Here is a 25,924-nt window from a genome sequence, read left to right on the forward strand (position 1 = left end):
GTCGGTCACCACTCCCATTCGTTGGCCGGCGTGCTGATGTCGGCCGGGTTCTCGACCAGTGCGCGCAGAGCCGCACGCACCGCGGTGACCTGTAGCGACAGGTCCATGCTCGGTCCGTTGTGCCCGATCCTGGCCACGTGGCCCGGAGGATCCGGCAGATGCAGGAAGCCGCACCTGGAGGGCAGCCCGTGCCTGGCGGCCAGATGCAGCGCGGTGTACATGACGGAGTTGCAGCCATGGGTGGAGGCGGAGTTGGAGACCAGGGCGGGGACGCCGGCCGCGCGCATCGCCATGGTCATGGCCTTGATCGGCAGGGTCGACAGGTAGGCGGCGGGACCGCCCGGATAGACGGGGTCACCGGCCGGCCGGTGACCCCGGTCGTCGGCGAACTGGAAGTCCTGCACGTTGACGGCGACCCGTTCCGCGGTGACGACGGCACGCCCGGAGAACACCCCGCACGACACCACCGCCGCCGGAGGCCCCTCACCGGCGGACGGGCCGACGAGCAGGGGGGCCAGCGCCTCCTCCGGGTGTGAGCGCCAGGCCAGGCTCCGGGCTGCCACGCGGTGCCCGGCGATCGTCTCGCCGTCGAGCGCGAGGGCGACGGCGCTACTCGGATTCTCGGGGTAGTGCAGTTCGGCGCGGCTCGCCGAAGCGCCGAAGGCACCGTTCCCGGTCACCAGGATCCAGGGCTGGGTCATCACACACCTTCCGGTGGATGGAAGGACAGGGGGCGGGGCGGCCCCGCCTCCCCTCGGGGAGGCCAGAGCGCCGACGGACAGCATCATGACCCATGCAAGAGAAAAAAGAAACGTTTCTTTTGTTAACAGGAACGTTTCTTTAGACCCTTGACCCCCCGGAACCAGCTGGGGTTAACTGCCGCCAACCACGGCGAACACCCCTCGCCGAATCCTCGGCCCGGAACCGGCCCTCGCCGCCGGAACCGACGCCCCGCCCACAGTCACAGAACCCGCGACCGGACGCTCATCCCGTCATCCGAGCCGGCGCCCCACCCAGTCACACAACCTCGACTCGACACCGGCCCCCACCCCGGAACCGGTGCTCCCGCAGTCACAGAACCGGTGGCCGGACGCGGTACGCCCACCGCCCGAGCCACCTGATCCGCAGTCCCGGAGGTATCCCTTGACCGCCGACTCCAGACCTGCCAGACCTGCCAGACCAGCCCGCCATCGGTCGATCGCCGCGGCCCTCACCGCCGGGGTCCTCTCTCTGGCCGGCTGCGCCGCCCCCGCGGGATCCGCCTCTCCCACCACCCCCACCGCCTCCGAGGGCAAGGACACGATCACCGTCACCGAACGGACCCCCACCGGAGCAGGGGAACTCGACCGGGTCACCTGGTCCGTGGCGGCCGAGCCTTCGTCCTTCGACTGGATCTACAACGCCAGCTTCGCGACCGGCCAGATCATGGCCAATGTCTGCGAGGGTCTGCTGCGGCTCGCCCCCGACATGTCGCTGGAGCCCGCGCTGGCCGAGTCCTTCGACAACCCGTCCCCGAAGACCTGGGTCTACCGGCTGCGCTCCGGGATCACCTTCCACGACGGCACCCCGCTGACCGCCGAGGACGCCGCCTTCAGCCTGAGCCGCAACCTCGACACCGCCGCCGGGTCCTTCTGGTCCGGCGCGTACGCCAACGTCTCCACGGTCAAGGCGACCGGCCCGCTGGAGGTCACGGTCACCCTCAAGCAGCCCGACGCGCTCTTCAACTCCTACATGAGCAGTCCCGCCGGGATCATCGACAGCAAGGCGACCGTGCAGGCGAAGGGGAAGTCCTACGGGACACCGGACGGCGGCGTGAACTGCGTCGGCCCGTTCTCGCTCGCCTCCTGGGACAAGGGCCAATCCATGACGCTCGCCCGTGACGACGACTACTTCGACCCGGCGCACAGGGCCAAGGCCAAGGAGGTGGTGTTCCAGTTCGTCCGCGACCCGGCTGCCGCGGTCAACGGCATGCTGGCCGGGTCGATCGACGGCGGCTGGTTCCTGCCGCCGTCCTCGCTGCGGCGCCTGGCCTCCAGCGGGCAGGGGAAGGTCTACTACGGCCGCAGCACCCAGGGCTTCAACGCCATCGTGATGAACTTCGGTGGCCCGCTCGGCGACGTGCGCATCCGCCGCGCGCTGTCGATGGCGATCGACCGCGACGGCATCATCAAGGCCGTGCTCCAGGGTGCGGGAGAACCACAGAAGGCTCCCGCCGTGCCCGGCTCCTGGGGCTACGCCGACGAGACGTACCAGAAGGCGTGGGACGCCCTCACCGTCACCGAGCGCCGTCTCGACGAGGCGAGGAAGCTGGTCGCCGAGGCGGGCGCGCCCACCGCGCCGATCGTGCTGGCAACGACGAACGGTGAGGCCGAGGTGCCGGTGATCGGCGCGGAGATCCAGGCCGCCGCCAAGCAGATCGGCCTCCAGGTCGAGATCAGAAGCATCCCCGCCGACCAGTACAGCGGCGTGTACACCGACAAGAAGGCCCGTGAGGGCATCGACCTGTACCTGACCGGCTGGGGCACCGACTTCGCCGACCCGCTGCAGATGTACCAGTACTTCCAGACAGGGCACTTCTACAACTTCGCCGGGTTCTCCGACACCGGGTTCGACAAGCTGGTGGCCGAGGCCGGGAAGACCGGAGACCCGGAGGCCCGTGCCGCGCTGGTCGCCGACGCGCAGCGGATCGTGGTCGACGAGTTGGTGTGGATCCCGCTGTACGCGCCGTACAACACCCTCTTCCTCAACAACAGGCTCACCGGCACTCCCGCCTCCTACGTCCAGCTGCACTACCCGTGGGCGGCCGATCTCGGGGCGGCGTCGTGACCGGAGTCCCGCCGGGCGCGGCCGTCGTGCCACCGCCGGAGGCACGGAAACCGGGGACGGAACGCGACCGCCCACCGGGATGGCCGGGGACGGTGCTGCCCGTGCTGGGTCGCCGGCTGCTCGCGCTGGTCCTGGTCATGCTGGCGACCTCTGTGGTGATCTTCGGCGCGATGTACCTCGCGCCGGGATCCCCCGAGTCCTTCCTGGCCCGCGGCAACTCGGTGACCGCCGACACACTGCGGGCCATCCGCGCCCAGTACAACCTGGACGATCCCTTCCCCCAGCGGTTCGTCTCCTGGCTCGGCGGGCTGCTGACGGGCGACTTCGGCCAGTCCCTGCAGTTCCGCCAGCCGGTCGGCGGCCTGATCGCCTCCCGGATCCCCACCACGCTCGCGCTCGTCGCGTACGCCTCGGTGCTCATCCTGCTGTCCGGCGTCCTGCTCGGCGTACTCGCCGCGGTCCGCCGCGGCACGGTGGACGCGGTCGCGATCATCGGGACCACGGTCGCGATGGGCACCCCCGCCTTCGTGGTCGCGATCGGGCTGACCTCGCTCTTCGCCGTGACGCTCGGCTGGTTTCCCGCCTTCGGTGCGGGTGAGGGGCTCTGGGACCGGATCTGGCACCTCACCCTGCCCGCGATCGCGCTGGCGCTGTCGTCGGTGGCGCTGGTCGCCCGCGCGACCCGGTCCTCCATGCTCACCGAACTCGGCAAGGAGTACGTCGAGACCGCCCGGGTCCGCGGCATGCCCGAGCGCCGGATCATCTGGCGGCACGTGTTCCGCAACGCGATGGCCCCGGTCGTCACGCTCGCCGGACTGGTGGTCTCCGGCCTGCTGGTCACCACCACCCTGGTCGAGACCGCCTTCGGGCTCAACGGAATGGGGTCGCTGCTCGTGCAGTCGGTCAACGCCAAGGACTTCCCCGTCACCCAGGCCATCGTCCTGATCATCGTCGCGGTGTTCGCGCTGTCCAACCTGCTGGTGGACCTGCTGTACCCGCTGATCGACCCGCGGGTGCGCGGAAAGGCGGGTGCCCGATGAGCATTCCCGCCGGAAATCCCGCCGGGCCCCTCGCCGACGCCGCCCCCCTGGTGCGGCGCCGCTGGATACCCCGTCCGGTCGGAGGCGGCCCGCTGGTCGTGTTCTCGGTCGCGGTCCTCACGGTCCTGGTCGTGGTGGCGGTTTTCGCCCCGTGGCTGTCCCCGCAGGACCCGGACGCGGTCTCGCTCTCCGACAGCCTGGCCGGGCCGTCCGCCGCGCATCCGCTCGGCGCCGACCAGGCCGGACGCGACGTGCTGTCCCGGCTGATCTGGGGCGCCCGCACCTCGCTGCTCGGACCGCTCGGCGTCGTCACCGGAGCCACCGTCCTCGGCGTCGCGGTCGGCGTGGTGGCCGCCTGGTACGGCGGCTGGATCGACGCGGCGCTGTCCCGCGTCATCGAGGTGATCTTTTCCTTCCCCGGGGTGCTGCTGGCGATCCTGCTGGTCGCCGTGCTCGGCGCGGGTCTGGACTCCACAGTGCTCGCCCTCGCCGTCGCCTACACCCCGTACATGGCGCGGATGACGCGCGGCGTCGCGCTCAGCGAACGGCACCGCCCCTACATCCGGTCACTGGAGATCCAGGGCTTCTCCGCTTGGGGCATCACGACGCGGCACCTCATCCCCAACATCGCGCCGTTCGTGCTGGCCCAGGCGTCGTTGTGCTTCGGCTACGCGATGATCGACCTCGCCGGGCTCTCCTTCCTCGGTTTCAGCGTCCAGCCACCGCAGGCGGACTGGGGCGCCATGATCTCCGAGGGCCAGTCGGCGCTGCTCCAGGGAGCGCCGTTGTCCGCGCTCGCCCCCGGCGCCGTCATCGTGATCGCCGTCGTCGCGTTCAGCCTGCTCGGCGAGGGCATCGCCGACCACATCAGGAAGGCGGACCGGTGAGCGCGCCCCGGATCGATCCGATGCTTGAGGTGCGGGGCCTGTCCCTGGCGGTGACCACCGGCGGCGTCGGCCGCCCCATCCTCGAAACGGTCTTTCTGACCTGCGGGAAAGGTGAGATCGTCGGCCTGGTCGGAGAGTCCGGCTCCGGCAAGTCGATGACGCTGCGCACCGCCGTCGGACTCGTCCCGCCACGGTCCCGGGTGGAGGGCCGGGTCCTGGTGGCCGGGCGGGACGTCCTCGGCGCCCCGGCGCCGGTGCTGCGCGAGATACGGTCCCGCACCACCGCGATGATCTTCCAGGACCCCCGGGCGCACATCAACCCGTTCCAGCGCATCGGCGCGTTCCTCACCGAAGGGCTACGCGTCCACCGGGGGCTGCCGCGCGGCAAGGCGCTCGCCGTGGCCGCCGGCCTGCTGGACGAGGTCGGCCTGCCCGACCCCGGACGCCACCTGCGCCAGTACCCGCACGAGCTGTCCGGCGGGATGCTCCAGCGAGTGATGATCGCCGCCGCACTGGCCGGCGAGCCCGAGCTGCTGCTCGCCGACGAGCCGACCACCGCGCTGGACGTCACCACCCAGGCGGAGATCATGGCGATCCTGCTGCGCCTTCGACGCGAGCGCGGGCTCGCCATCGTGCTGGTCACCCATGACCTCGACCTCGCGGCGGCCGTCTGCGACCGCATCCATGTGATGTACGCGGGCTCGATCGTCGAGGTCGCCGACGCGGACGCGTTGCACCGCCGCCCGCGCCACCCCTACACGGCGGCGCTCTTCGCCTCCCGGCCGGGCCCCGGCCGGACGACGCTGCGGGCGGTGCCCGGACGCCCGCTCGGGCTGTTCGAGGCGCCGCTCGGCTGCGCCTTCGCGCCGCGCTGCGCGTACGCGGCCGACGCCTGCCACGAGTCGGCTCCCCGCCCTCGGACGATCGCCGGGCACCTGGTCGCCTGCCACCGGGCCGACGACCTCACCCTCACCGACACCTCCGCCCCGGTCACGTCCGGGGCGGAGACCGGGGAACCCGCCGGACCGGCCCGGCCGCGACAAAGGAGCCGACCGTGACACCAGAGGCGAGTCCCACCTCCCCCCGGACCGCCGCAGCGGGTGAGCACCCCCTGCTGCGGGCCGAGGGGTTGCGCAAGACGTACGACCGAGGGCGGGTCGTCGCGGTCGACGACGTCTCCTTCGAGGTCGCGGCCGGCGGCTCGCTGGGTGTCGTCGGCGAGTCCGGCTCCGGCAAGACCACGACGGCACGGCTGATCGTCGGGCTGGAGCGGCCCGACTCCGGCACGATCCGCTTCGACGGCCTCGAATCCGGCCACGGCCGCGACCGCCGCGACCGGATGCGGCGTGCCCGGATCGTACAGCTCGTCTTCCAGGACCCCTACCAGAGCCTGGATCCCCGGCAGAGCGTCGCCGACGCCCTCGACGAGATACTCCGGCTGCACACCGAGTCGGACCCGCCCACCCGCGCCCGCCGCCGGCGGGAACTGCTCGACCAGGTCGGGCTCGGCTCACGCGAGGCGGCGGCGCTGCCCCGCGCGCTGTCCGGCGGACAGCGGCAACGCGTCGCCATCGCCAGGGCGCTGGCCGCCCGGCCGCGCATGCTGGTGCTGGACGAGGCGGTGGCCGCGCTGGACGTGTCCATCCAGGCGCAGATTCTCAACCTCCTCTCGGAGATCCGCCGTGACACGGGCGTGGCGCTGGTGTTCGTCAGCCACGACCTGGAGGTCGTGCGCTGGGTCACCGACGACGTGGTGGTCATGTTCCGCGGGGCCGTGATCGAACGCGGTCCCACCTCCCGGGTGCTCCAGCGGCCGGAGCACCCCTACACCCGGCTGCTGCTGTCCAGTGTCCCGCGCCCCGGCTGGGACCCGGCCCGTGTGGGACAGGCCCGCCGCGATCTTCTCGCCCGGTACTGACCCCGCCGACCACTCCCCTCTCTCCGCGTCCCCCCACCGACCACCGGCCTCGTGACAGAGACCCCGGAAGGAATCCCATGACCGTCGGACCCGCCCCTGGCCGCAGCCCGCTCCTCGCACTGGCCGTCTGCGCCGCCCTCACCGTCTCCTCATGCTCAGGAGGCACCGTCGCCACCGGGGCCGGAGGAGCCGACGGCGCCTCCTCCTCGCCCGGCGGATCGGGCGGCCCCGTCCTCACCGAGTCACTGCCCGCCGCCACCGGCGAGGCGGACACGCTCCGCTGGGCGCTGTACGCCGAGCCGTCCTCTCTGGACCCGATCTACAGCAACGACTTCCCGCCGATGGAGGTCCTCGCCAACGTGTGCGAGAGCCTGGTGAAGGTCGCACCCGACTTCTCGTTCCAGCCCTCGCTGGCCGAGTCGTGGGAACAACCCGACTCCCTGACCTGGGTCTACACGTTACGCCCCGGGGTGAAGTTGCACAGCGGCGCCAACCTGACCGCCGAGGACGTCGCATACAGCCTCAACCGCAACCTCGACAAGGACCTGGGTTCCTACAACGACGCCGTCTACCAGAACGTCAAGGACATCAAAGCCACCGGCGACGGTGAGGTCACCGTCCGGCTGAAGAAGCCGGACGCGTTGTTCAACCAGTCGATGGCGACCCCGGCGGGCCGCGTCCTGGGCAGAGCCGCGTCCGAGGCGGCCGGCAAGAGGCTCGGCACGCCTCAGGGGGGCGTGGACTGCACAGGCCCGTTCAGGCTGGCCACCTGGACGGCGGGACAGTCCATCGAGCTGGCCCGCTTCGACGGCTACTGGGACACCGCGCACCGGGCCAAGTCCCCCGGTATCCGCTTCGACTTCATCCGGGACCCCGCGGCCCGGGTCACCGCCATGCTGGCGGGAGAGCTGGACGGATCCTGGTACGTGCCCTCCTCCGGCTTCACCCGGCTCCAGGCCACCGACACCGGGAAGCTCTACTTCGGTCGTACCTCCGGCAGCTACGTCGGCATGGTGACCAGCCTGAAGGGCCCGCTGGCCGACGTGCGGATCCGCAGGGCACTCTCGCTCGCCATCGACCGGCCGGGCATCATCAAGGCCGCGATGTCGGGGGCGGCCGAGCCGCTCAAGGCCCCCGCCTCCCCGGGCACCTGGGGCTATGGGCAGGACACGCTGAAGGCGGCGTACGACGCGCTGCCCGAGCCCAGCGGCCCGGCCGACGAGGCGCGGAGGCTGGTGACCGAGGCGGGCGTGCCCGCGACCCCGATCACGATCGCGGTCACCGGCTCGCAGGCCGAGATGCCGGTCATCGGCGCGGAGGTCAAGCGGGCGGGCGAGTCCGTCGGCCTCAAGGTGGAGCTCAGGACGCTGCCCGCCGACAACTACAACGCGCTGTACAGCGACGCCAAGGCTCGGGAGGGGATCGACATGATCTTCTCGCTCTGGCAGACGGACTACCCGGATCCGACGCAGATCTACCAGTACCTTCAGGGCGGCAACACGTTCAACTACGCCGGGTGGGCCGACCCGGAGTTCGACCGGCTGATCGGCGAGGCCACCTCGGCGGCCGACCCGGCCGAGCGGGCCGGACTCGTGGCCGAAGCGCAGAAGATCGCCGCGGAACAGCTGATCTGGATCCCGCTGTACGCGCCGTTCAACCCGCTCTACCTGGGCAAGGGCCTTACCGGGGCGCCCACCTCTTCGGTCCAGCTCACCTATCCCTGGGCCGCCGACATCGGCCGCTCCTGACCGGCGGGACGTCATGGCGTGCCCGAAGCCGACCGCCTCGGCTTCGGGCCGCGGACATGCCGACCGGTGCGGACTCATTTCGAGTGCTTGGCGTATCGGCGCCCCCGGAGGTGAACCGCCCGCTCGGACAGCGGGATGATCTGGCCTCTCCACATGACACGGGGCGGGCTCGGCGTAACGCCGAGCCCGCCCCTCCGTCGCCGGCCGGTCCTGATCACGCTCACCCGACGAGGGTGTGCGCCTTCCCCGTGAGTGTCAGGTACACCCGGTCCGGATCGGTGTCATGTCCGTCAGCGCCGCAGGGTGAGCAGGCCGGGGCGGTAGGGCAGCAGGCCGTAGTCGCCGCCGGAGCTGGGGCTGCGGCCCTGGTACAGCAGCTGCAGGTTGCAGGGGTCGATGGTCATGGTCTGGTCGGCGTTGGTGCGCAGCAGCTCACCGTGGCTGATGTCGTTGGTCCAGGTGGCGCCGCTGTTGGCCTTGCCGGCGAAGGGGTTGCTCTCGGTCGCGGCCTGCGGGGTCCAGTTGCCGCCGAGGCTGGTGGCGGTGAAGGACCGGAAGTAGCGGCCCTGCGAGCCGATCGCCTCGACGATCATGAGGTACCGGTTCTCGTTCTGGATCTTGTAGACCTGGACGGCCTCGAACAGGTTGTTCGTGGTGTCGGTCATGATGGTCGTGTAGTTCGAGCCGAAGCTGCCGGGGAAGTTGCCGATGGGCATGCTGGCCCGGTAGATCCTGCCGTTGTCGCCGGCGAAGAACAGGTACATGTTCTGGCCGTCACCGATGAGCGCCTGGTCGATCGGGCCGGTGCCGGAGTTGGAGATGCTGCCGGTGAAGAGCGTCTGCGCCGCCGACCAGCCGTTGGGGTTGGTGGGGTCGGTCGAGGTGCGGTAGGAGAACGCCGGGCCGCCCCACTGGTAGGCGAGCACCCAGATGTTCTTCGGCGCGAAGTAGAACAGCGACGGCGCCACGGTGGCGTTGTTCATCGTGTTCTGGCTGGCCGAGGCCATCTCCGAGTAGTTGGTGAACAGGCTGAAGTTCATCGAACCCCAGCTGGTGCCGGTGTTGTGGGTGGTGGCGTAGACGAGCTGCTTGCCGTTGTAGGGGGCGACGGTGAAGTCCTTCAGCGAGACCCAGCCCGCCTTCGGGGTGGCGAGCACGCCCGAGGAGGTCCAGCGGTACGTCGAGGGAAGGGTGCAGTTACCGGGCGTCGGAGTCGGCGTCGGCGTGGGAGTCGGCGTGACCGTGGGGGTGGGCGTGGGGGTGGGATCGGGGTTTCCGGGGTTCCCGGTGCAGGCCACGCCGTTCAGGGAGAACGAGGTGGGCGACGGGTTGCTGCCGCTGTACGAGCCGTTGAACCCGAAGGAGGTGCTGCCTCCCGTGGGGATGGCGGCGTTGTAGGCGGCGTTGGTCGCGGTCACCGCGGAACCGGACTGGGCGGACGTGGCGTTCCACATCTGGGTGACCTGCTGGCCGCCCCCGAAGGACCAGGTCAGCCGCCACCCGTTGACCGGGTCGCCCAGGTTGTTGATGGTGACGTTGGCGCCGAAGCCCCCCGGCCACGACGAGCTGACGGTGTAGTCGACCCGGCAGGCGACGGCCGCCTGCGCGGGCTGCGTGGCAATTAGACCGGCGGCCGCCATCAGGATCGGGATCGTGACGATCGCCAGGCCTCGGCGCATGGCCGATCGGGACGGTGCCGTCGGTGTGACGGCGGAGCGGCGCGGTGTCCGCGTTCGCCAGGGCAGGCGCATGTGCGTGCTCCTCATCTTCTCGTCCAGCCGCTGTCAGGGACTGGTGTGGATGCACCCGGGGGGTTCGGCCCGGACGTATACGGGGCCACGGTTTTTGTTAGCGTTAACAAGACGTCCGCTGGCGGACTGCTCGTTTCTCCGGTGAGAGTGGGGTGGTGCGCGGAGCCAATACGATGCGGCCGATCCGCGTCAAGACACTGCCCCTCGCCCGTTCCCCCGATACTCCCGCCCCCGTGGGCCTTCATCTGCCCTTACGGGCATCCGATCGCACCGCGCGAGATCGGCTCTGTGATGAAACGTTCACACGGTCACACCGGCTGGATCCCGCCCTCAGGCCCCCGGGCAGGCGGGGCCGAGCGGTTGCGGCACCGTCAGTCGTGCCAGCCGCCGGCGTCGAGGATGTCCTGCCAGGTGGTGTAGGGGACCTCGGGATGCCGCTGGTGCAGGATCTCGCCGGGCAGGGTCATGGGCGGCGCCTTTCGCGGATCGGCGAGGCCCTGCGCGATGATGGCGTCGGTCAGGGCACGGGCGCCGCCGTGGCGAGGGTAGACGGCGTGCACGCGGTCGGCGTATCCGGCGGGCAGATCGCCGGGGCCGCGGAGCAGGTCGATGCCGATGCCGTTCTGCGCGATCGCGATCTCCGGCGGGCGGCGGCGGGCGAACACCGGCGAGTCGTGGAGACCTTTGGAGGTGTGCAGGGCGATGCCGTCCCAGACGGTGTCGACGCGGGCGTCGGTGATGCCGTGCTGCTCCAGGAATCGGGCGGCGAAGTCGGCGCCGTCGACTTCGAAGCGCCGGCCGGTGTCGGCGTGTGTGGTCAGGCCCATGTCGTGCAGCACGCAGATGAGGAACATCACCTCGGCGTCGTAGTCGCGGCCCGGCAGGCGGCCGGCCCGGGCAGCGGCCGCCCGGCCGAACAGGAAGCTGCGCAGGCTGTGGTTGCGCAGGTACGGCTGCTGGGCGTCCGTCACCAGCTGCCTGGCCGCCTTGGCGACGCGGGTGGCGGGAAAGGACAGGTCGGCGTGCCCGCTTTCGGCCGCGGCAGGCGTGCCGATCGCGAGGGCCGCCGCGCCGGCCAGGCCGGCTCCCAGCACGGTACGGCGGTCAGGGGATGGGCTCATGTGGTCTCCTTCGGGGTTATCGGCGTATGGGTGGCGCGAAAGCCCCGGCGGTAGGCGGTCGGCGTGGTGCCCAGGACCTTCAGGAACGTCCTGCGCATCGTTTCGTCGGATCCCAGACCGCACCTTCGGGCGATCGACGCCACACCGTCGGCCGTGGTCTCCAGCAGGGCCTGCGCGGCCTCCACCCGGATCCGCTCGACGTACTGGCCGGGGGTGAGCCCGATTTCGCGGCGGAACAACCGGGTCAGATGGCGCTCGCTGACCCTGACCTGGGCCGCCATCGAGGCAAGGGTGTGCTCTGCCGCCGGTTCAGCGGCGATCGCGTCCAGGAGGCGGCGCAGCGCCGTGTGACGGGTCGTGGGGAGGGCCCCGCGCACGCTGAACTGCGACTGGCCGCCCGGCCGCTGCAAAAACACGACCATGTACTTGGCCACCACGCGCGCGAGATCCGGTCCATGATCCTCTTCGACGAGGGCCAGCGCCAGATCGATGCCGGCGGTGACGCCCGCCGAGGTCACGACCGGTCCGTCACGCACGAAGATGGCGTCCGGCTCCACGCTCACCCCCGGGAACCGAGACCCCAGCTCGGCGCAGACGGCCCAGTGCGTGGTGGCCCGCCGCCCGTCAAGCAGGCCGGCCTCGGCCAGCAGGAGCGCACCCGTGCACACCGACGCCACCCGGCGCGCGCGAGTGCCGATGTCACGCAGCAGGTCCAGGAACACCTCGCCGGAGCGATCGCCGTCCAGCGGCGCGTACCCCGGCACCAGCAGCGTGTCGATCGGCCCGTCGATCTCGCCCAGAGCCAGGTCGGCCCCCAGCGGCACACCGACATCCGTGCGCACCGGCCGCCCGTCGACGGACGCGTGCCGGATGCGGTAACCGCGGGACCCGTGCAAGATCTGCACCGGCCCCGCCACGTCCAGCAACACCACACCGTCGTAGAGGGCAACCACCAGGTCTTTCACGGCGTCGATTCTGGCGGCCTCGCCGAAAGGTCCACAAGGACAGCTATCCCACAGATCCGGACATGCGTCGCTCGGCTCGTCGTTCGGGACGCCCTCCTCGAGCGGGACCATCGTCCTGATCGACGGCACCCTGCCCATCGCCGGTCGCCGTGACCGCCCCCGCAAACGGCCCGACGCCTTTCAGGCCCCCAGGCAGGCGGGGCCGAGCAGTTGCTTCAGGTCGCCCATCAGGGCCGGGGACGGCGACACCCGCAGGCGGTCGTCGAGGCGCACGATGGTGGTCTTCGGGCCGTTGTGGACCTGCAGATGCACCTCGGTGGTGCCGGGGTGCGCGGTCAGCACCTCCTTGAGGCGGCCGACCACCGGCGGGGTGCAGCGGGCCAGGGCGAGACTGACGGCCAGCGGGCCACCGGCCTCGCGGGTCAGGTCGGGAGCCGTCACCTCCATGGCGATGATCTTCCCGACGTCCTCACGCTTGTCCAGGCGCCCCTTGACGAACACGATCGCGTCCTCGGCGAGCACCGTCGCGCAGAGCTGGTACGCCGAGGGGAAGATCATCACCTCGATGGCGCCCTCCAGGTCCTCCAGCTGGGTGAGGACCCAGGTGTCGCCCTTCTTGGTGACCTTGCGCTGCAGGCCGCTCAGGATGCCGCCGACGGTGACGACCTGACCGTCCGGCCGGTGCTCGTCCTGCAGCGAGGCGATCGAGCAGTCGGCCCCGGAGGCGAGGATGTGCTCCACGCCGAAGAGCGGGTGGTCGGAGACGTACAGGCCGAGCATCTCCCGTTCGAACTGCAGCAGGGTGTTCTTGTCCCACTCCCCCAGCGGGATCTGTACGTCGAAGGTCTGGTCCTCGGCGCCCTCGATGGCGCCGAACAGGGAGTCCTGCCCCTGGGCCTCGTTCTTCTTGATCCCGATGATGCTGTCGACGGCCTGCTCGTGGACCATCACCAGGCCCTTGCGCACGTGCCCGAAGGAGTCGAAGGCGCCGGCCTTGATCAGCGACTCGATGACCCGCTTGTTGCAGACCACCATGGGGACCTTGCGCAGAAAGTCCTTGAAGTCGGCGAAACGGCTCTTCTCCCGGCGTGCGGCGATGATCCCGTCGACCACGTTGCCTCCGACGTTACGGATCGCCGACAGGCCGAACCGGACGTCGGTGCCACGCGGGGTGAAGTCGAAGTCGGAGTCGTTGACGTCCGGCGGCAGCACCTTGATGCCCATGCGACGGCACTCGTTGAGGTAGAGGGCCGACTTGTCCTTGTCGTCCTTGACCGAGGTGAGCAGCCCCGCCATGTACTCGGCCGGGTAGTTGGCCTTGAGGTAGGCGGTCCAGTAGGAGACCAGGCCGTAGGCGGCGCTGTGCGCCTTGTTGAAGGCGTAGTCGGAGAAGGGCAGCAGGATGTCCCAGAGCGTCTTGATCGCGGCCGCGGAGTAGCCGTTGTCCTTCATGCCCTGTTCGAACGACTCGAACTGCTTGTCCAGCTCGGCCTTCTTCTTCTTGCCCATCGCCCGGCGCAGCAGGTCGGCCTTGCCGAGTGAGAACCCGGCGACCTTCTGCGCGATGGCCATGACCTGCTCCTGGTAGACGATCAGGCCGTACGTCGTGCCGAGGATCTCCTGCAGCGACTCCTCGAACTCCGGGTGGATCGGGACGATGTCCTGCTGGCCGTTCTTGCGCAGCGCGTAGTTGGTGTGGGAGTTGGCGCCCATCGGACCCGGCCGGTACAGGGCGCCGACGGCGGAGATGTCCTCGAAGTTGTCGGGCTTCATCAGCCGCAGCAGCGACCGCATGCCGCCGCCGTCCAGCTGGAACACCCCCAGGGTGTCGCCCCTGCCGAGCAGCTCGTACGTCTTGCGGTCGTCCAGCGGCAGCTTGAGCAGGTCGATGGCCTCGCCGGTGTTGGCCTCGATCATCTTCAGGCAGTCGTCGATGATCGTGAGGTTGCGCAGGCCCAGGAAGTCCATCTTCAGCAGGCCGAGCGTCTCGCAGGTCGGGTAGTCGAACTGCGTGATGATCACACCGTCGGAGTCGCGGCGCATGATCGGGATGTAGTCGGTCAGCACCTCCGCCGACATGATGACCCCGGCGGCGTGCACGCCGGTCTGCCGGATCAGGCCCTCCAGGCCCCTGCCCAGGTCCATCGCCGACTTGACGTCGACGTCCTCCTCGTACAGCCTGCGCAGCTCACCGGCCTCGTTGTAGCGCGGGTGGCTGGAGTCGAAGATGCCAGACAGCGGGATGTCCTTGCCCATCACCGCGGGCGGGAACGCCTTGGAGACCTTGTCGCCCAGCGCGTACGGATGCCCGAGGACGCGGGCCGCGTCCTTGATGGCGGCCTTCGCCTTGATGGTGCCGAAGGTGGCGATCATGGCGACCTTGTCGGCACCGTACTTCTCCGTCACGTAGCGGATCACGTCGCCGCGCCTGCGCTCGTCGAAGTCGATGTCGACATCGGGCATGGAGACACGGTCGGGGTTGAGAAACCGCTCGAAGATCAGCCCGTGCGGCAGCGGGTCGAGGTCGGTGATGCCCAGCGCGTACGCGGCCAGCGAACCCGCGGCCGAGCCTCGCCCGGGGCCGACGCGGATGCCGTTGTTCTTGGCCCACATGATGAAGTCGGCGACCACGAGGAAGTAGGAGGGGAACCCCATCTGCAGGATGACGTTCATCTCGAACTCGATCTGCGCGCGGTGCTCCTCGTCGACGCCCTCGGGGAAGCGCCGCTCCATGCCCGACCAGATCTCCTTGCGGAACCAGCTCTCCTCGGTCTCCCCCTCGGGCAGCGGGAAGGTGGGCATCAGGTTCTTGAAACCGAACATGCCGCTCGGGTCGACCTTCTCGGCGACCAGCAGGGTGTTGCGGCAGCCCTCGGCCCACAGGTCCGAGGAGTCGACGGCGCGCATCTCGTCGGCGTTCTTGATGTAGTAACCGCTGCCGTCGAAGCGGAAGCGGTCGGGGTCGGACAGCTGCTTGCCGGTCTGGATGCACAGGAGCGCGTCGTGCGAGGTCGCGTCGGACTCGTAGGTGTAGTGGGAGTCGTTGGTGACCAGCGGCGGGATGTCCAGCTCACGCGAGATGCGGGTCAGGCCGTCGCGGACCCGGCGCTCGATGTCGAGCCCGTGGTCCATGATCTCCAGGTAGTAGTTGTCCTTGCCGAACAGGTCCTGGAACCTCGCCGCCGCCGCGACCGCCTCGTCGTACTGGCCCAGGCGCAGGCGGGTCTGCACCTCGCCCGACGGGCAGCCGGTGGTGGCCATCAGGCCCTCGGCGTGCTCGGCGAGGATCTCGGCGTCCATCCGGGCCCACTTACGGACGAATCCCTCGGTGTAGGCGCGCGAGGAGAGCTTCATCAGGTTGCTCAGGCCCCTGGCGTTCTTCGCCCAGATGGTCATGTGGGTGTAGTAACCACCCGCGGAGACGTCGTCGCGCTTCTGGTGCGGCTCGCCCCACAGCACCGGCTTCTTCTGGTGCCGGGAGGCGGGGGCGACGTAGGCCTCGATGCCGATGATCGGCTTGATCCCGGCCCCGGTCGCCTGCTTGTAGAAGTCGTAGGCCCCGTGCATGTTGCCGTGGTCGGTGATCGCGATGGCGGGCATGCCCAGATCGCCGACCTGTTTGAACATCTGCTTCAAACGGGCGGCCCCATCCAGCATGGAGTATTCCGTGTGAACGTGCAGATGCACAAACGAGTCTGACATGCGGCCCCGTCCTCCCCCTAGTCGCACCGTCGGCGGGGAAAGCGTATCCAAATCCGAGTTCCGGAAGTGACTCATGCGCTTTGAGTCGTCTCTCCTCCCGACGCCCCGGCCCTCCCGGGGCACCCCGATCCTTCGCGGCGCCCCGGTCTTTCGCGGCGACTCAGTCCTTCACCGCGCCTCAGTCTTTCACCGCGCCTCAGTCTTTCACCGCGCCTCGGAGCGGCCGAGGCACCCGGGTCGTCGGCGTTCTTCTCACCTTCGGTCGCGAGGCGCGGCCCGGCGCTCCTCGGCGAGGTGGAGGCCCGCCTCGATCACGGCGTTCATGATGGGGGCGAGCCTGGTCTCGCCCAGTACGGGGGCACGGCGGGCCATCTCGGCGACCAGGCGGCGCTCGCGGTCGGGGTCGCGACCGGCGAAACCTCCGACGGGCTTGAGGCGCTGGATGGTCCCGGCCAGTTCGGCGCGGCGCTCCAGGAGGACGGCGAGGGCGGCGTCGACACGGTCGATGGCCTCGCGGGCGGCGGGCACCGAGTCGGGGCTCTCCCTGCGGATGAGGGCTCCGACGATCTTCACGGCCTCGTGCGCCGCCAGCGCGTCCCGATCGCTCGCGGAGGGGTCCAGAAGGAGTCCGTCGGCACCCGCGGCGATCGCGGCGGCGGCCAGCACGGGGTCGGTGCCGAGACCGGCCAGGACGGGACGCCCCGACCTCTCACGCGCGGTGCGCATCAGGGCCAGGTCGGGAGCGGCGACGCCCAGGGGGCCACGGCCGCCCTCGCAGAGCACGATCCCTTCGTTGCCCTCGGCCGCGCAGTGACCGGCGACCTCCAGCCACTCCTCCAGCGTCGCGGAGGGGTCGCGCTGGAGAAGCATCGGCAGGCCGAGCCCGGCGGTGGCGCGCACCAGCCCGGAGTCCCGCATCCAGGCCGCGCCGACCACCGTGCCGTCGGCCCTCTCGGCGATCAGCGGAAGATCTCCCTCGCAGGAGGGCTCCACCAGGACGGGCCCCGCCCCCTGGGCGCGGGCCACGGACTCCTCCGCCCCGTGGGCGGAGACTCCCCCGCGGTGGTCCCGCAGGCTGATCCAGCGGGCGTCCGCGCCCGGTCCGCCGATCACCACGGCCGGCCCCGCGCCCACCGTGAGCGTGCCCAGCCGTACCGTTGCGCGTTCCGTGTGCGCGGCGCGCTGTGCGGTGGACGACATGAGGCTCCCCTGGTTCGGCCGACGCGCGTCCCGCGAGCCGGCGGCCGTTCGAGAAGGGACTTCTGAAAGAGAAAGAGGCAGAGACCTCATGTCCCCGCCTCGTGCCGGCTCCGGCCGGCCGCTAGTTCCCGACTGTCACGGCCGGCTCTCCTGAGCCGACGCGATGAACGCGAAGTGGCAGGTCATGGCCTCAACCTTAGGTCATCTTCCCGGCATCCGCCACGTACTGGACAGCGCATCTCAAGGCGTGGACTTTTCTGCGGCGTGTGAGTCGATCACTTTACTGGGCTATGAGAGTATTCGGGGGTTCAGAAGGAGGTAGCCGGTTGATGGCCGAAGCACAGCCCGCGGGACGGCGAGTCGCCTCCCGATACCAGCTGCTCGAAGCCATCGGCCGAGGTGGCATGGGCATCGTGTGGCGGGCCCACGACGAGCTCCTCGACCGTGAGGTCGCGATCAAGGAGGTCCGCTACGCCGACATGCTCGGCGAGGACAACCAGGAGGACTTCAACCGGCGCACCAAGCGCGAGGCTCGCGCCGCAGGGCGTCTGACGCACCCGAACGTGGTCGTCGTCCACGACGTCGTCGAGGAGGACGGGCGTCCCTGGATCGTCATGCAGCTGGTGGAGTCTCGTTCCCTCGGCAAGGTGATGCGCCAGGACGGGCCGCTGCCGCCTCGACGGGTCGCGGAGATCGGTCTCAAGCTGCTCGAGGCGTTGCGCGCCGCCCACGCCCAGGGAGTGCTGCACCGCGACGTCAAGCCGGAGAACGTGCTGCTCGCCGACGACGGCCGGGTGGTGCTGACCGACTTCGGCATCGCCACGCTCGAGGCCGAGACCGCCCTCACCATGACCGGCATCGCGGGCACGCCCGCGTTCATCCCGCCGGAGCGCATCAAGGGCGGCGCCGCGCAGCGCGAGTCCGACCTGTGGTCGCTCGGCGCGACCCTGTACGCCGCCGTCGAGGGCAAGCCGCCGCACGACAGGGGCGGGGCGCTGCCGACCATGCACGCGATCCTGAACGACGAGCCCGAGCCTCCGGTGCACGCCGGGCCGCTCGCCCCCGTCCTGGAAGGGCTGCTCCGCAAGGATCCGGCGCTGCGCATGCCCTACAAGGAGGCCGAGCGGCTGCTGCGCCGGGTGGCCGAGGGCGACCGGGTCCGGCCTCCCAGGACCGCCGTCATGCCGGCCGTGAACGCGGGGGACGACACCGATCCCGGGGCCCGCTTCCAGCCGGGTGCCGTCCCCGAGACGGGCGCCAAGCTGGACTCCGTACCCTCGGAGCCCTCGGGTGCCAAGGAGGAGGCGTCCGCCCCGCCCGCGCGCGGCGAGGAGCCGCGGAAGCCTCCGTCCAAGAACCCGGCCAAGAACCCCGAGACCCCCGCCGGGACGCCCGCAGAAGCCGTACGGCCGACGCCCACCCCCGCCCCCGATGTTCCCCCGTCCGCTCCGGCGGCCGGTTCCGCGGAGAAGGCGAAGGCGGCGCCGAAGAAGACCGCGCGGGGCGGGCAGGCCGCCGAGGCCGCTGCGGACTCCCCCGGCCCGGACGCCGGAGCGGGTGCGCGGGCTCCCGAGGCGGGAGCGGACTCGAAGGCGAAGCGTCCCACCGGCAAGGCCATCCCCGCTCCCCCGGTGTCCTCCGCCGCCGAGGCCGCGTCCGAGGGTGCGCCCCCGATCCTGGCCAGGTTCGCCCCGAAACCGAAGCCCCCCGTCGGCGCGAAGACCGAACCCACCCCCGGGCCCGAACCCGCCCCGCCCTCCGCGCCTGTCACCGGGGCCACACCCGCCGACGAGGCCGCGCCCCCGATCCTGGCCAGGTTCGCTCCCAAGCCGAAGCCCGCCGTCGGCGCGAAGACCGAACCCACTCCCGGGCCCGAACCGACGCAGAAGACCGAACCCGCCCCGGCGTCCGCGGCGGCCGACGAGGCCGCGCCTCCGATCCTGGCCAGGTTCGCTCCCAAGCCGAGACCCACCATCGGCCAGAAACCCGAACCCACCCCCAAGCCCGGGGCCGATGTCACGCGGGTACGCGAGACGAAACCGGGCACGGCCCCCTCCGAGCCCGACCTCCCCGCCGGGAGCAGGTCCACCGGCCCCGAGGTGAGCCGCGAGGGCGCCCCGCCGGTCGCGGAGCCGGGAGCCGAGGGCCGCAAACCCGTCTCGCGCCCCAACCCCTTCCCGCCCGTGGGGCGCGGGCCCGGCACCGAACAGATGCCCGCCTCCGCCTCCAAGGCCGAGCCCGCTCCGCGAGAGGAGCCCGCTGCCTACGGGGGCCATGGCGACGGGGGCGACACACTCATCTCCCGCAGTTCCGGCGTCTCCCCGGTGAAGCGAGGGCTGCTCGTGCTCGTGCCCGCGCTGCTGATCGTCGGCGGGATCGCCGGCTGGCTCGGTCTGCGCAGTGGCGACGGCGACGAGACCCCGCAGGCCAAGCCGGTCGATCCGAGCGCGTCCAGCGCGTCGGAGGCCCCCAGCGGCGGCGCCGAGACGACCCCTGAGGGCTCGCCGAGTCCTGAGACGTCGCCGTCCGAAGATCCTTCGACGTCCCCCTCCTCCAGCCCGAGCCCCACCAAGAAGGAGAAGAAGTCCCCCCTTCCCTCCGGCTGGCGGATGCACAAGGACGGCAACGGCTTCTCGATCGGCCTGCCCAAGGGATGGGCGGTGGAGAAGCGGCCCGGTCGGCAGGTGTGGTTCCGCGGCCCCGACCGGACGAGTTTCGTCTTCGTCGAGTACGTCGACAAGGCGGGTCCCGATCCGAAGAAGGACTGGGAGAGCCAGGAGGGGGCCGTCCGGGGCAACTTCCCCGGCTACGACCGGATCCGGATCGCGAACGTCAAGTACATGGTGAAGGCCGCCGACTGGGAGTTCACCTGGAACACCAACTCGGGCAAGGCTCGTGTGATCAACAGGGGGTTCGTCACCAAGGGCGGCCGGGGGTACGCGATTTACTGGCATACCCTGGCCAAGGACTGGAAGAAGAACATGCACCTCTTCGAGGGGTTCACCGCGACCTTCTCCTCCAAAAAGTGAGCGGGAGCCCCACCGCCTGCGGTGAGTGATTCTGGGAGGGCGGGGGATGGCGGAAAGCAGGGTGGCGGGCCGCTACAGGCTGCTCGAACACATCGGCGAGGGCGGCATGGGCATCGTCTGGCGTGCCCACGACGAGCTCCTCGACCGGGTGGTGGCCGTCAAGGAGGTCCGCTACCGGGGGGTCGACGAGGCCGCGCGCACCGACCTGAACCGGCGGACCATCCGCGAGGCGAGGACCGCGGGGCGCCTCGACCACCCCTCCGTGATCATCGTGCACGACGTGGTCGAGGAGGACGGGCGGCCCTGGATCGTCATGCAGCTGGTCCGGTCCCGGTCGCTGGGTGAGATCGTCCGTTCGGGCGGCCCGCTCCCTCCGGAGCGGGTCGCCTCGGTCGGGCTGCACGTGCTGGGCGCGCTGCGGGCCGCGCACGCCGCGGGGGTGCTGCACCGCGACGTCAAGCCCGAGAACGTGCTGCTCGCCGACGACGGCCGGGTGGTGCTGACCGATTTCGGCATCGCCTCCATGACGCAGGAGACCGGCATCACCCGTACGGGCGCGATGGTCGGCACCCCCGCCTTCCTGCCTCCCGAGCGGCTGCACGGGATGCCCGCCACCCCCGAGTCGGACCTGTGGTCGCTGGGGGCGACGCTGTACGCCGCGCTGGAGGGCCGCCCACCCTTCGAGCGGGCCACGGCCGCCGCCACCATGATGGCGGTCCTGCACGGCGAACCGAGTCCCATGAGCCATTCCGGCCCCCTGTCGGCGGCGATCCTCGGCCTCCTGGCCAGGGATCCCGCCGCCCGGATGGTCCCCGACCAGGCCGAGGCCCTGCTCGGCCGCGCCGCCTCCCCCGGCTCCCCGGCCTCCCCCGGGCCGCACTCCGGGCAGCGGGCGTACGGCTCGCCCGGCTTCCAGACCGACCCGCCGCGCACCGGCCCGTCACCGCTTCAGGACGCGTGGCGGCCGACGTACGGGAATTCCCCTGGCGGTTCCGGGCAGCCTCGCCACCCGTCCGCGCCCCCGCCACCCGAGCACTTCCCCCCGGTGGCCCGCACCCACCCCGAGCATTCCCCGTACCCGGCGGGGAGCCCTCACCCCGAACAGTCCCGCCCTCCGGTGGCCCACACCCGGCCCGAGCAGCCGCCGTACGCGCAGCCCTACACACATCCCGGCCACTCCTCGTCCGTGCCCTCCGAGCCGTACACACACCCCGACCAGTCCTCATACACACACCCCGAGCAGCCTCGGCACGCGCGTCCCGAGCAGCGGGCGTACGGCTCGGAGCCCTGGACGAGGCGGGAGCAGCCCACCGACACGGGGGCCGCGCCCGCGCGGCGGACCGGGGCGCGACGCCTGGCCCTCCTGGCCGGGGTGCCCGCGCTCGCGGTGACGGTCGGGGTCGGCGCGTGGCTGGTCCTGAGGAATCCCGGTACCCCGGTCGACACGGGCGGCCGGGCCGGCGTCACGGCCCCGATCACCGACCCCACCCCCGCCGCGTCGCCCGAGGCGACCCCCACCCGGGAGGCGACCCCGACGGCGACGCCGCGTCCGTCCAGGATCATCCCCTCGGGCTGGCGGCTGCACCGCGACCCGATGGGCTTCTCCATCGCGGTGCCCGGAAGCTGGCAGGTCAAGCGGTTCTCCGGCCGTGACCGGGTGGAGTTCCGTGCCCCCGGCGCGAGCGACAGCTTCCTGTGGATCGAGTCGACCGAGGACCCGGAGAAGGACCCGGAGAGGCACTGGGAGAAGGTGGAGCGGGCCGGGGTCGCCGAGAACGTCTGGCCGGGCTACCGGCGGGTCAGTATCACCGCACTGACGTACCAGGGGGTGCCGGCCGCCGACTGGGAGTTCACCTACCTCAAGAACGGGGTCCGCACCCGCGTCCTGGACCGGGGTTTTCGCACCCGCGACGGCAAACCGTACGCGATCTACTGGGAGAGCCCGGACGCCAGGCGGTCCGGATCGCTCTTCGCCGCGTTCACCAACACCTTCCGGCCATGAGCGGCCCGGAGAGCGCGCGCTTCTGGCGCACCCCGGCCCTGCCCGGGGTGGACCTCCTCAAGGCCAGGTACGTGACCCACCGCTTCCCGCCGCACGCGCACGAGAGCTACGCGATCGCGCTGGTGCTGTCCGGGGTGGAGGAGTTCGCCTACCGGGGCACCGTCCACCGCGTGGGGCCGGGCAGCCTGAGCATGCTCAACCCCGATGAGGTGCATGACGGCCACGCGGGCGTCCCCGACGGCTGGTCCTACCGGGTGCTGTATCCCTCGGTCGAGTTCGTCTCCGGGATCGCCGCAGAGCTGATGGCCGGGCACGGCACCCCCTGCTTCCCCGAGACCGTCACCTACCACCGGCCCACCGTCGCGCTGCTGCGGGCCGCGCACGACGCCGCGGAGGGTGGTGACGACCTCGCCTCCTCGACGCTGGCCCGCACGGCCTTCGCCGCCCTGCTCAGCCACCACGCCTCCCGCCGCCCTCCGGAGGCGCCGCGCTGGAACGACGACCCGGCGGTGCGCCGGGCCCGGGAGATCCTGCACGAGCGGCTCGTCGATCCGCCCACGATCGAGGACCTGGCGCGGGCGGTGGGCACCGGGCCCTTCGCCCTGATCCGGGCTTTCAAGGCCGCGACGGGACTGCCTCCGCACGCCTATCTGAACACGCTGAGGATCATCCGGGCCCGGCGGCTGCTCCAGGCGGGCACACCTCCCGCCCAGGTCGCCGGGGACGTGGGATTCACCGACCAGGCCCACCTGAGCAGGCATTTCAAGCGGACGGTGGGCGTGCCACCGGCCGCGTACCAGCGCGCAGGAACGTACAAGACCGGAACGTGACCCGAACCTAGGCTCGCCTCCCATGGAAACAACCACTCGTTCCTCCGCGATCAGGGACGGACTGGGCGTGGGGATCGCCGTCGGACTGTCAGGGGTGGCCTTCGGCGCCGCGGCGGTCACCGCGGGGCTCAGCGTCGCGCAGGCGTGCGTGCTGAGCCTGTTCGCCTTCACCGGCGCCTCGCAGTTCGCCCTGGTCGGCGTCGTCGCGGGCGGCGGCAACCTGGTCGCGGGCACGGCCGGTGCGATGCTGCTCGGCGCCCGCAACAGCCTGTACGGCCTGCGCATGGCCGGGGTGCTCGGCGTCCGGGGATGGCGCAGGCCGCTGACGGCCCAGGGAGTGATCGACGAGACGACGGCGGTCGCCCTCGCCCAGCCGGACGAGGAGTCGGCCAGGACGGCGTTCTTCGTCACCTTCGTCAGTCTCTACCTGACCTGGAACGCCACCACCCTCCTCGGCGCGCTGGGCACCTCGTGGGTGGCCGACCCCTCGGCGTTCGGCCTGGACGTCGTCGGTCCCGCGGCCTTCCTCGCCATTTTGTGGCCCCGGCTCACCGGGAGCGGCGCCGAGGCCCGCGCGCTGCGCCTGATCGCGTGCGGCGGCGCGGCGGTCGCGCTGGCCGCGACCCCTTTCACCCCGCCGGGCGTGCCCGTGCTGCTCTCGTCCGTGGCCGTGCTCGCGGTGATCCTGAGGAGACCCAAGTGACCATCTGGTGGGCCGTCGTCATCACCTGCGCCGCCTGTTACGCGCTCAAGCTCGCCGGGCTGTCGGCACCGCGCCGCGTCCTCGACCACCCGGGGGTGCAGCGTTTCGCGACGCTCGTCCCGGTGGCCCTGCTGGCGGCGTTGATCGCGGTGCAGACCTTCGGCGAGGGGCAGGCGCTGCATCTCGACTGGCCGCGCACCGCGGGGATGTGCGCCGCCGTCGTGGCGCTGCTGCTGCGCGCCCCGTTCCTGGTGGTCCTCGCCGCGGCCGCCCTCGTCACCGCCGCGCTGCGCCACGTCCTGAGCTGAGGTCGAGGTCGTCCGTGCCGCGCGGGAACCGTACCCGGAAGGTGGCGCCGGCGCCGGGGCGGGAGGTCACCGTGGCGTCGCCACCGTGCGCGGCGGCGACGGCGGCGACGATGGAGAGCCCGAGGCCCGCGCCCCCCTGGCGGGCGCCGTCGCGGGGATGACCGGCCCGGTGGAAACGCTCGAAGACCAGGGCGCCCTGCTCCTCGGTGAGGCCGGGTCCCTCGTCGGCCACCTCGACCACGGCGTACTCGTCGTCCGTCCGGATCCTGACGACCGCCGCCGTCCCCTCGGGGGTGTGGTTGAGCACGTTGGCCAGTAGGTTGCCGACGATCTGGCGGATCCTGGCGGCGTCGCCCGGCACCTCGACACGGCCCTCGCACTCCAGTGAGAGCGGCCTGAGCGGTTCGATGGCGAGGGTGTCGGCGACCGCGTCGGCGGCGAGCTCGGTGAGCTCCACCGGGACGCGCTCCAGAGGGCGGCCCTGGTCGAGACGGGCCAGCAGCAGCATCTCGTCGACCAGGGAGCCCATCCGGGTCGCCTCGGCCTCGATCCTGCGCATCGCCTTGGCCAGGTCCTCCGGCCGGGTGTCCGCGCCGCGCCGGAACAGCTCGGCGTAACCGCGGATGGAGGCGATCGGGGTGCGCAGCTCGTGGGAGGCGTCGGCGACGAAGCGGCGCAGCCGGTCCTCCGACGCCTCCCTCTCGCGGAACGCCTCCTCGATCTGGGCGAGCATCTGGTTGAGCGCGTGGCCGAGGCGGCCCACCTCCCCGGTGATGGGCGCCGCCTCGATGCGGCGATCCAGGTTGCCTTCGCCGATCGCCGCCGCGGTCTCGACGATGCGGTCCAGCGGGCGCAGCCCCCGGCGGATCAGGTGGGTGGCGAGCAGGGTCAGGCAGACGAGCGCGAACGCCGAGGAGCCGATCATGACGAGGGCGACGCGTTTGACCAGCTCGTCGGAGGCGGCCATGAGCGCCTCGGGGGTGGGCAGGACGAGCAGCCTGGCGCCGCCGTGACCACGCCAGTCCTGCAGCGCGCCGAACGTCGCCCCCGCCGCCATCCCGAGCGCGAGCGCGACCAGGCCCACGACGGTGAGCACGAGGCGGGTCCGCAGCGACATCAGTCCTCCCTCGGCAGGCGCAGGACGTATCCCACCCTGGGCACGGTGTGGATGAGCGGAGGATGCGACGCGTCGACCTTGCGGCGCAGGTAGCTGATGTAGGTCTGCACGACCCCGTCGTTCCCGCCGAAGTCGTACTCCCACACGTAGTCGAGGATCTGCCGTTTGGAGACGACCTTGCCGGCGTTGGCCGCCAGGAAGCGCAGCAGCTTGAACTCCGTCGGGGTGAGGTCGACGCGCCGGCCGTCGCGCCACACCTCGTGGGCGTCCTCCTCGATGACGAGGTCGGCGAAGGTCACCCTGCCCTCCTCGGCGCCGGCCCGCCTGGTCCTGCGCAGCACGGCGCGGATCCTCGCGATCAGCTCCTCCAGGCTGAACGGTTTGGTGACGTAGTCGTCACCTCCCACGGTGAGCCCGCCGATCTTGTCCTCTGTGGCGTCGAGGGCGGTGAGGAAGACCACGGGCACCTCGGAGCCCTTCGACCTGATCCGGTGGCAGACCTCGGTGCCGAGCACGTCGGGCAGCATCACGTCCAGGACGATCAGGTCGGGACCGAAGGTCTCGGCCAGCGACACCGCCGCGGCCCCCGTCCCCGCGATCGCCGTCTCGAACCCCTCGTAGCGAAGCGCGGTTGCGACGAGGTCGGCGAGGTAGGGCTCGTCGTCTACGACCAGTATTCGGTTCACCCGACAAGTTTCACTCGGAAGATCTTGAAAAGACCATAGAAAACTCTGTGAAGAGTGATTCACATGCCGCTCTAAGGGCGGGCACACAACC

Annotated in this window: 19 protein-coding genes; 11 read left to right on the forward strand and 8 right to left on the reverse strand. The window is 71.1% G+C overall.

The genetic code is table 11. The features are described 5' to 3' along the window. Nucleotides 1–5 precede the first annotated feature (5 nt). Entirely contained in the window at nucleotides 6–701 is a 696-nt protein-coding gene (locus tag ACFY3V_RS01350) for a hypothetical protein (protein ID WP_362895373.1), read from the reverse strand. 442 nt (nucleotides 702–1,143) lie between these two features. On the opposite strand from ACFY3V_RS01350, the gene ACFY3V_RS01355 reads away from it, so the two are divergent. From ACFY3V_RS01355 to ACFY3V_RS01380, 6 genes are all read left to right on the forward strand, one after another. Then, on the forward strand, nucleotides 1,144–2,826 hold the full coding sequence (locus tag ACFY3V_RS01355; RefSeq protein ID WP_362895375.1) for an ABC transporter substrate-binding protein: 1,683 nt from the start codon (nucleotides 1,144–1,146) through the stop codon (nucleotides 2,824–2,826). After that, nucleotides 2,823–3,866: an ABC transporter permease gene (locus ACFY3V_RS01360; RefSeq protein ID WP_389768870.1), complete on the forward strand. Its 1,044-nt coding sequence runs from the start codon at nucleotides 2,823–2,825 to the stop codon at nucleotides 3,864–3,866. Before ACFY3V_RS01355 ends, ACFY3V_RS01360 begins: the two co-directional genes overlap by 4 nt. After that, on the forward strand, nucleotides 3,863–4,753 hold the full coding sequence (locus ACFY3V_RS01365) for an ABC transporter permease (RefSeq protein ID WP_389768873.1): 891 nt from the start codon (nucleotides 3,863–3,865) through the stop codon (nucleotides 4,751–4,753). The genes ACFY3V_RS01360 and ACFY3V_RS01365 overlap by 4 nt, the downstream gene beginning before the upstream one ends. Then, a complete protein-coding gene (locus tag ACFY3V_RS01370) occupies nucleotides 4,750–5,811 on the forward strand; it encodes an ABC transporter ATP-binding protein (protein WP_362895381.1) in 1,062 nt (353 codons plus the stop codon). Before ACFY3V_RS01365 ends, ACFY3V_RS01370 begins: the two co-directional genes overlap by 4 nt. Beyond that, entirely contained in the window at nucleotides 5,808–6,671 is an 864-nt protein-coding gene (locus ACFY3V_RS01375) for an ATP-binding cassette domain-containing protein (RefSeq protein ID WP_362895383.1), read from the forward strand. The genes ACFY3V_RS01370 and ACFY3V_RS01375 overlap by 4 nt, the downstream gene beginning before the upstream one ends. Before the next feature lie 77 nt (nucleotides 6,672–6,748). Further along, the gene (locus ACFY3V_RS01380) at nucleotides 6,749–8,419 is read left to right on the forward strand and encodes an ABC transporter substrate-binding protein (RefSeq protein WP_389768877.1); all 1,671 of its coding nucleotides are present in this window, start codon (nucleotides 6,749–6,751) and stop codon (nucleotides 8,417–8,419) included. A gap of 290 nt (nucleotides 8,420–8,709) precedes the next feature. Here the strand turns inward: ACFY3V_RS01380 and ACFY3V_RS01385 are convergent, their stop codons facing one another. The 5 genes from ACFY3V_RS01385 to ACFY3V_RS01405 form a co-directional block, all read right to left on the reverse strand. Next, nucleotides 8,710–10,098 carry a non-reducing end alpha-L-arabinofuranosidase family hydrolase gene (locus ACFY3V_RS01385; protein ID WP_389768880.1) on the reverse strand — a complete coding sequence of 463 codons (1,389 nt, stop codon included), beginning with the start codon at nucleotides 10,096–10,098 and terminating at the stop codon, nucleotides 8,710–8,712. A gap of 443 nt (nucleotides 10,099–10,541) precedes the next feature. Further along, nucleotides 10,542–11,291: an HD domain-containing protein gene (locus ACFY3V_RS01390; RefSeq protein WP_362895397.1), complete on the reverse strand. Its 750-nt coding sequence runs from the start codon at nucleotides 11,289–11,291 to the stop codon at nucleotides 10,542–10,544. Beyond that, nucleotides 11,288–12,256, reverse strand: a complete 969-nt coding sequence (locus ACFY3V_RS01395; protein WP_389768883.1) for a GlxA family transcriptional regulator — start codon at nucleotides 12,254–12,256, stop codon at nucleotides 11,288–11,290. Before ACFY3V_RS01395 ends, ACFY3V_RS01390 begins: the two co-directional genes overlap by 4 nt. A gap of 180 nt (nucleotides 12,257–12,436) precedes the next feature. Then, complete coding sequence (dnaE, locus tag ACFY3V_RS01400) at nucleotides 12,437–15,958, reverse strand: DNA polymerase III subunit alpha (RefSeq protein ID WP_350948139.1); 3,522 nt, start codon at nucleotides 15,956–15,958, stop codon at nucleotides 12,437–12,439. Nucleotides 15,959–16,210: 252 nt separating this feature from the next. Beyond that, nucleotides 16,211–17,158 carry a chorismate mutase gene (locus tag ACFY3V_RS01405; RefSeq protein WP_362895406.1) on the reverse strand — a complete coding sequence of 316 codons (948 nt, stop codon included), beginning with the start codon at nucleotides 17,156–17,158 and terminating at the stop codon, nucleotides 16,211–16,213. A 329-nt stretch (nucleotides 17,159–17,487) separates the two neighbouring features. Here ACFY3V_RS01405 and ACFY3V_RS01410 point away from each other — a divergent pair, with 329 nt between their 5' ends. From ACFY3V_RS01410 to ACFY3V_RS01430, 5 genes are read left to right on the forward strand one after another with little or no spacing between them, the layout of a single operon-like run. After that, complete coding sequence (locus tag ACFY3V_RS01410; protein ID WP_389768887.1) at nucleotides 17,488–20,187, forward strand: protein kinase; 2,700 nt, start codon at nucleotides 17,488–17,490, stop codon at nucleotides 20,185–20,187. Between the two features lie 46 nt (nucleotides 20,188–20,233). Continuing rightward, complete coding sequence (locus ACFY3V_RS01415) at nucleotides 20,234–22,189, forward strand: protein kinase (RefSeq protein ID WP_389768890.1); 1,956 nt, start codon at nucleotides 20,234–20,236, stop codon at nucleotides 22,187–22,189. After that, nucleotides 22,186–23,019 (forward strand): AraC family transcriptional regulator, encoded by an 834-nt coding sequence (locus ACFY3V_RS01420; RefSeq protein WP_362895417.1) that lies wholly within the window; start codon nucleotides 22,186–22,188, stop codon nucleotides 23,017–23,019. The genes ACFY3V_RS01415 and ACFY3V_RS01420 overlap by 4 nt, the downstream gene beginning before the upstream one ends. A 22-nt stretch (nucleotides 23,020–23,041) precedes the next feature. After that, nucleotides 23,042–23,722, forward strand: coding sequence for an AzlC family ABC transporter permease (locus tag ACFY3V_RS01425; protein WP_362895419.1), 681 nt, complete (start codon nucleotides 23,042–23,044; stop codon nucleotides 23,720–23,722). After that, nucleotides 23,719–24,030, forward strand: coding sequence for an AzlD domain-containing protein (locus ACFY3V_RS01430; RefSeq protein ID WP_362895421.1), 312 nt, complete (start codon nucleotides 23,719–23,721; stop codon nucleotides 24,028–24,030). The genes ACFY3V_RS01425 and ACFY3V_RS01430 overlap by 4 nt, the downstream gene beginning before the upstream one ends. On the opposite strand, the gene ACFY3V_RS01435 is transcribed toward ACFY3V_RS01430, so the two are convergent. Then, a complete protein-coding gene (locus ACFY3V_RS01435) occupies nucleotides 23,999–25,147 on the reverse strand; it encodes a sensor histidine kinase (RefSeq protein ID WP_389768895.1) in 1,149 nt (382 codons plus the stop codon). The genes ACFY3V_RS01430 and ACFY3V_RS01435 overlap by 32 nt on opposite strands. Next, the gene (locus ACFY3V_RS01440) at nucleotides 25,147–25,833 is read right to left on the reverse strand and encodes a response regulator transcription factor (protein WP_362895425.1); all 687 of its coding nucleotides are present in this window, start codon (nucleotides 25,831–25,833) and stop codon (nucleotides 25,147–25,149) included. The genes ACFY3V_RS01435 and ACFY3V_RS01440 overlap by 1 nt, the downstream gene beginning before the upstream one ends. Between the last annotated feature and the right edge of the window lie 91 nt (nucleotides 25,834–25,924).

It is taken from the genome of Streptosporangium sp. NPDC000095, assembly GCF_042899335.1.
In the GTDB taxonomy this organism is placed as follows: Bacteria; Actinomycetota; Actinomycetes; order Streptosporangiales; family Streptosporangiaceae; genus Streptosporangium.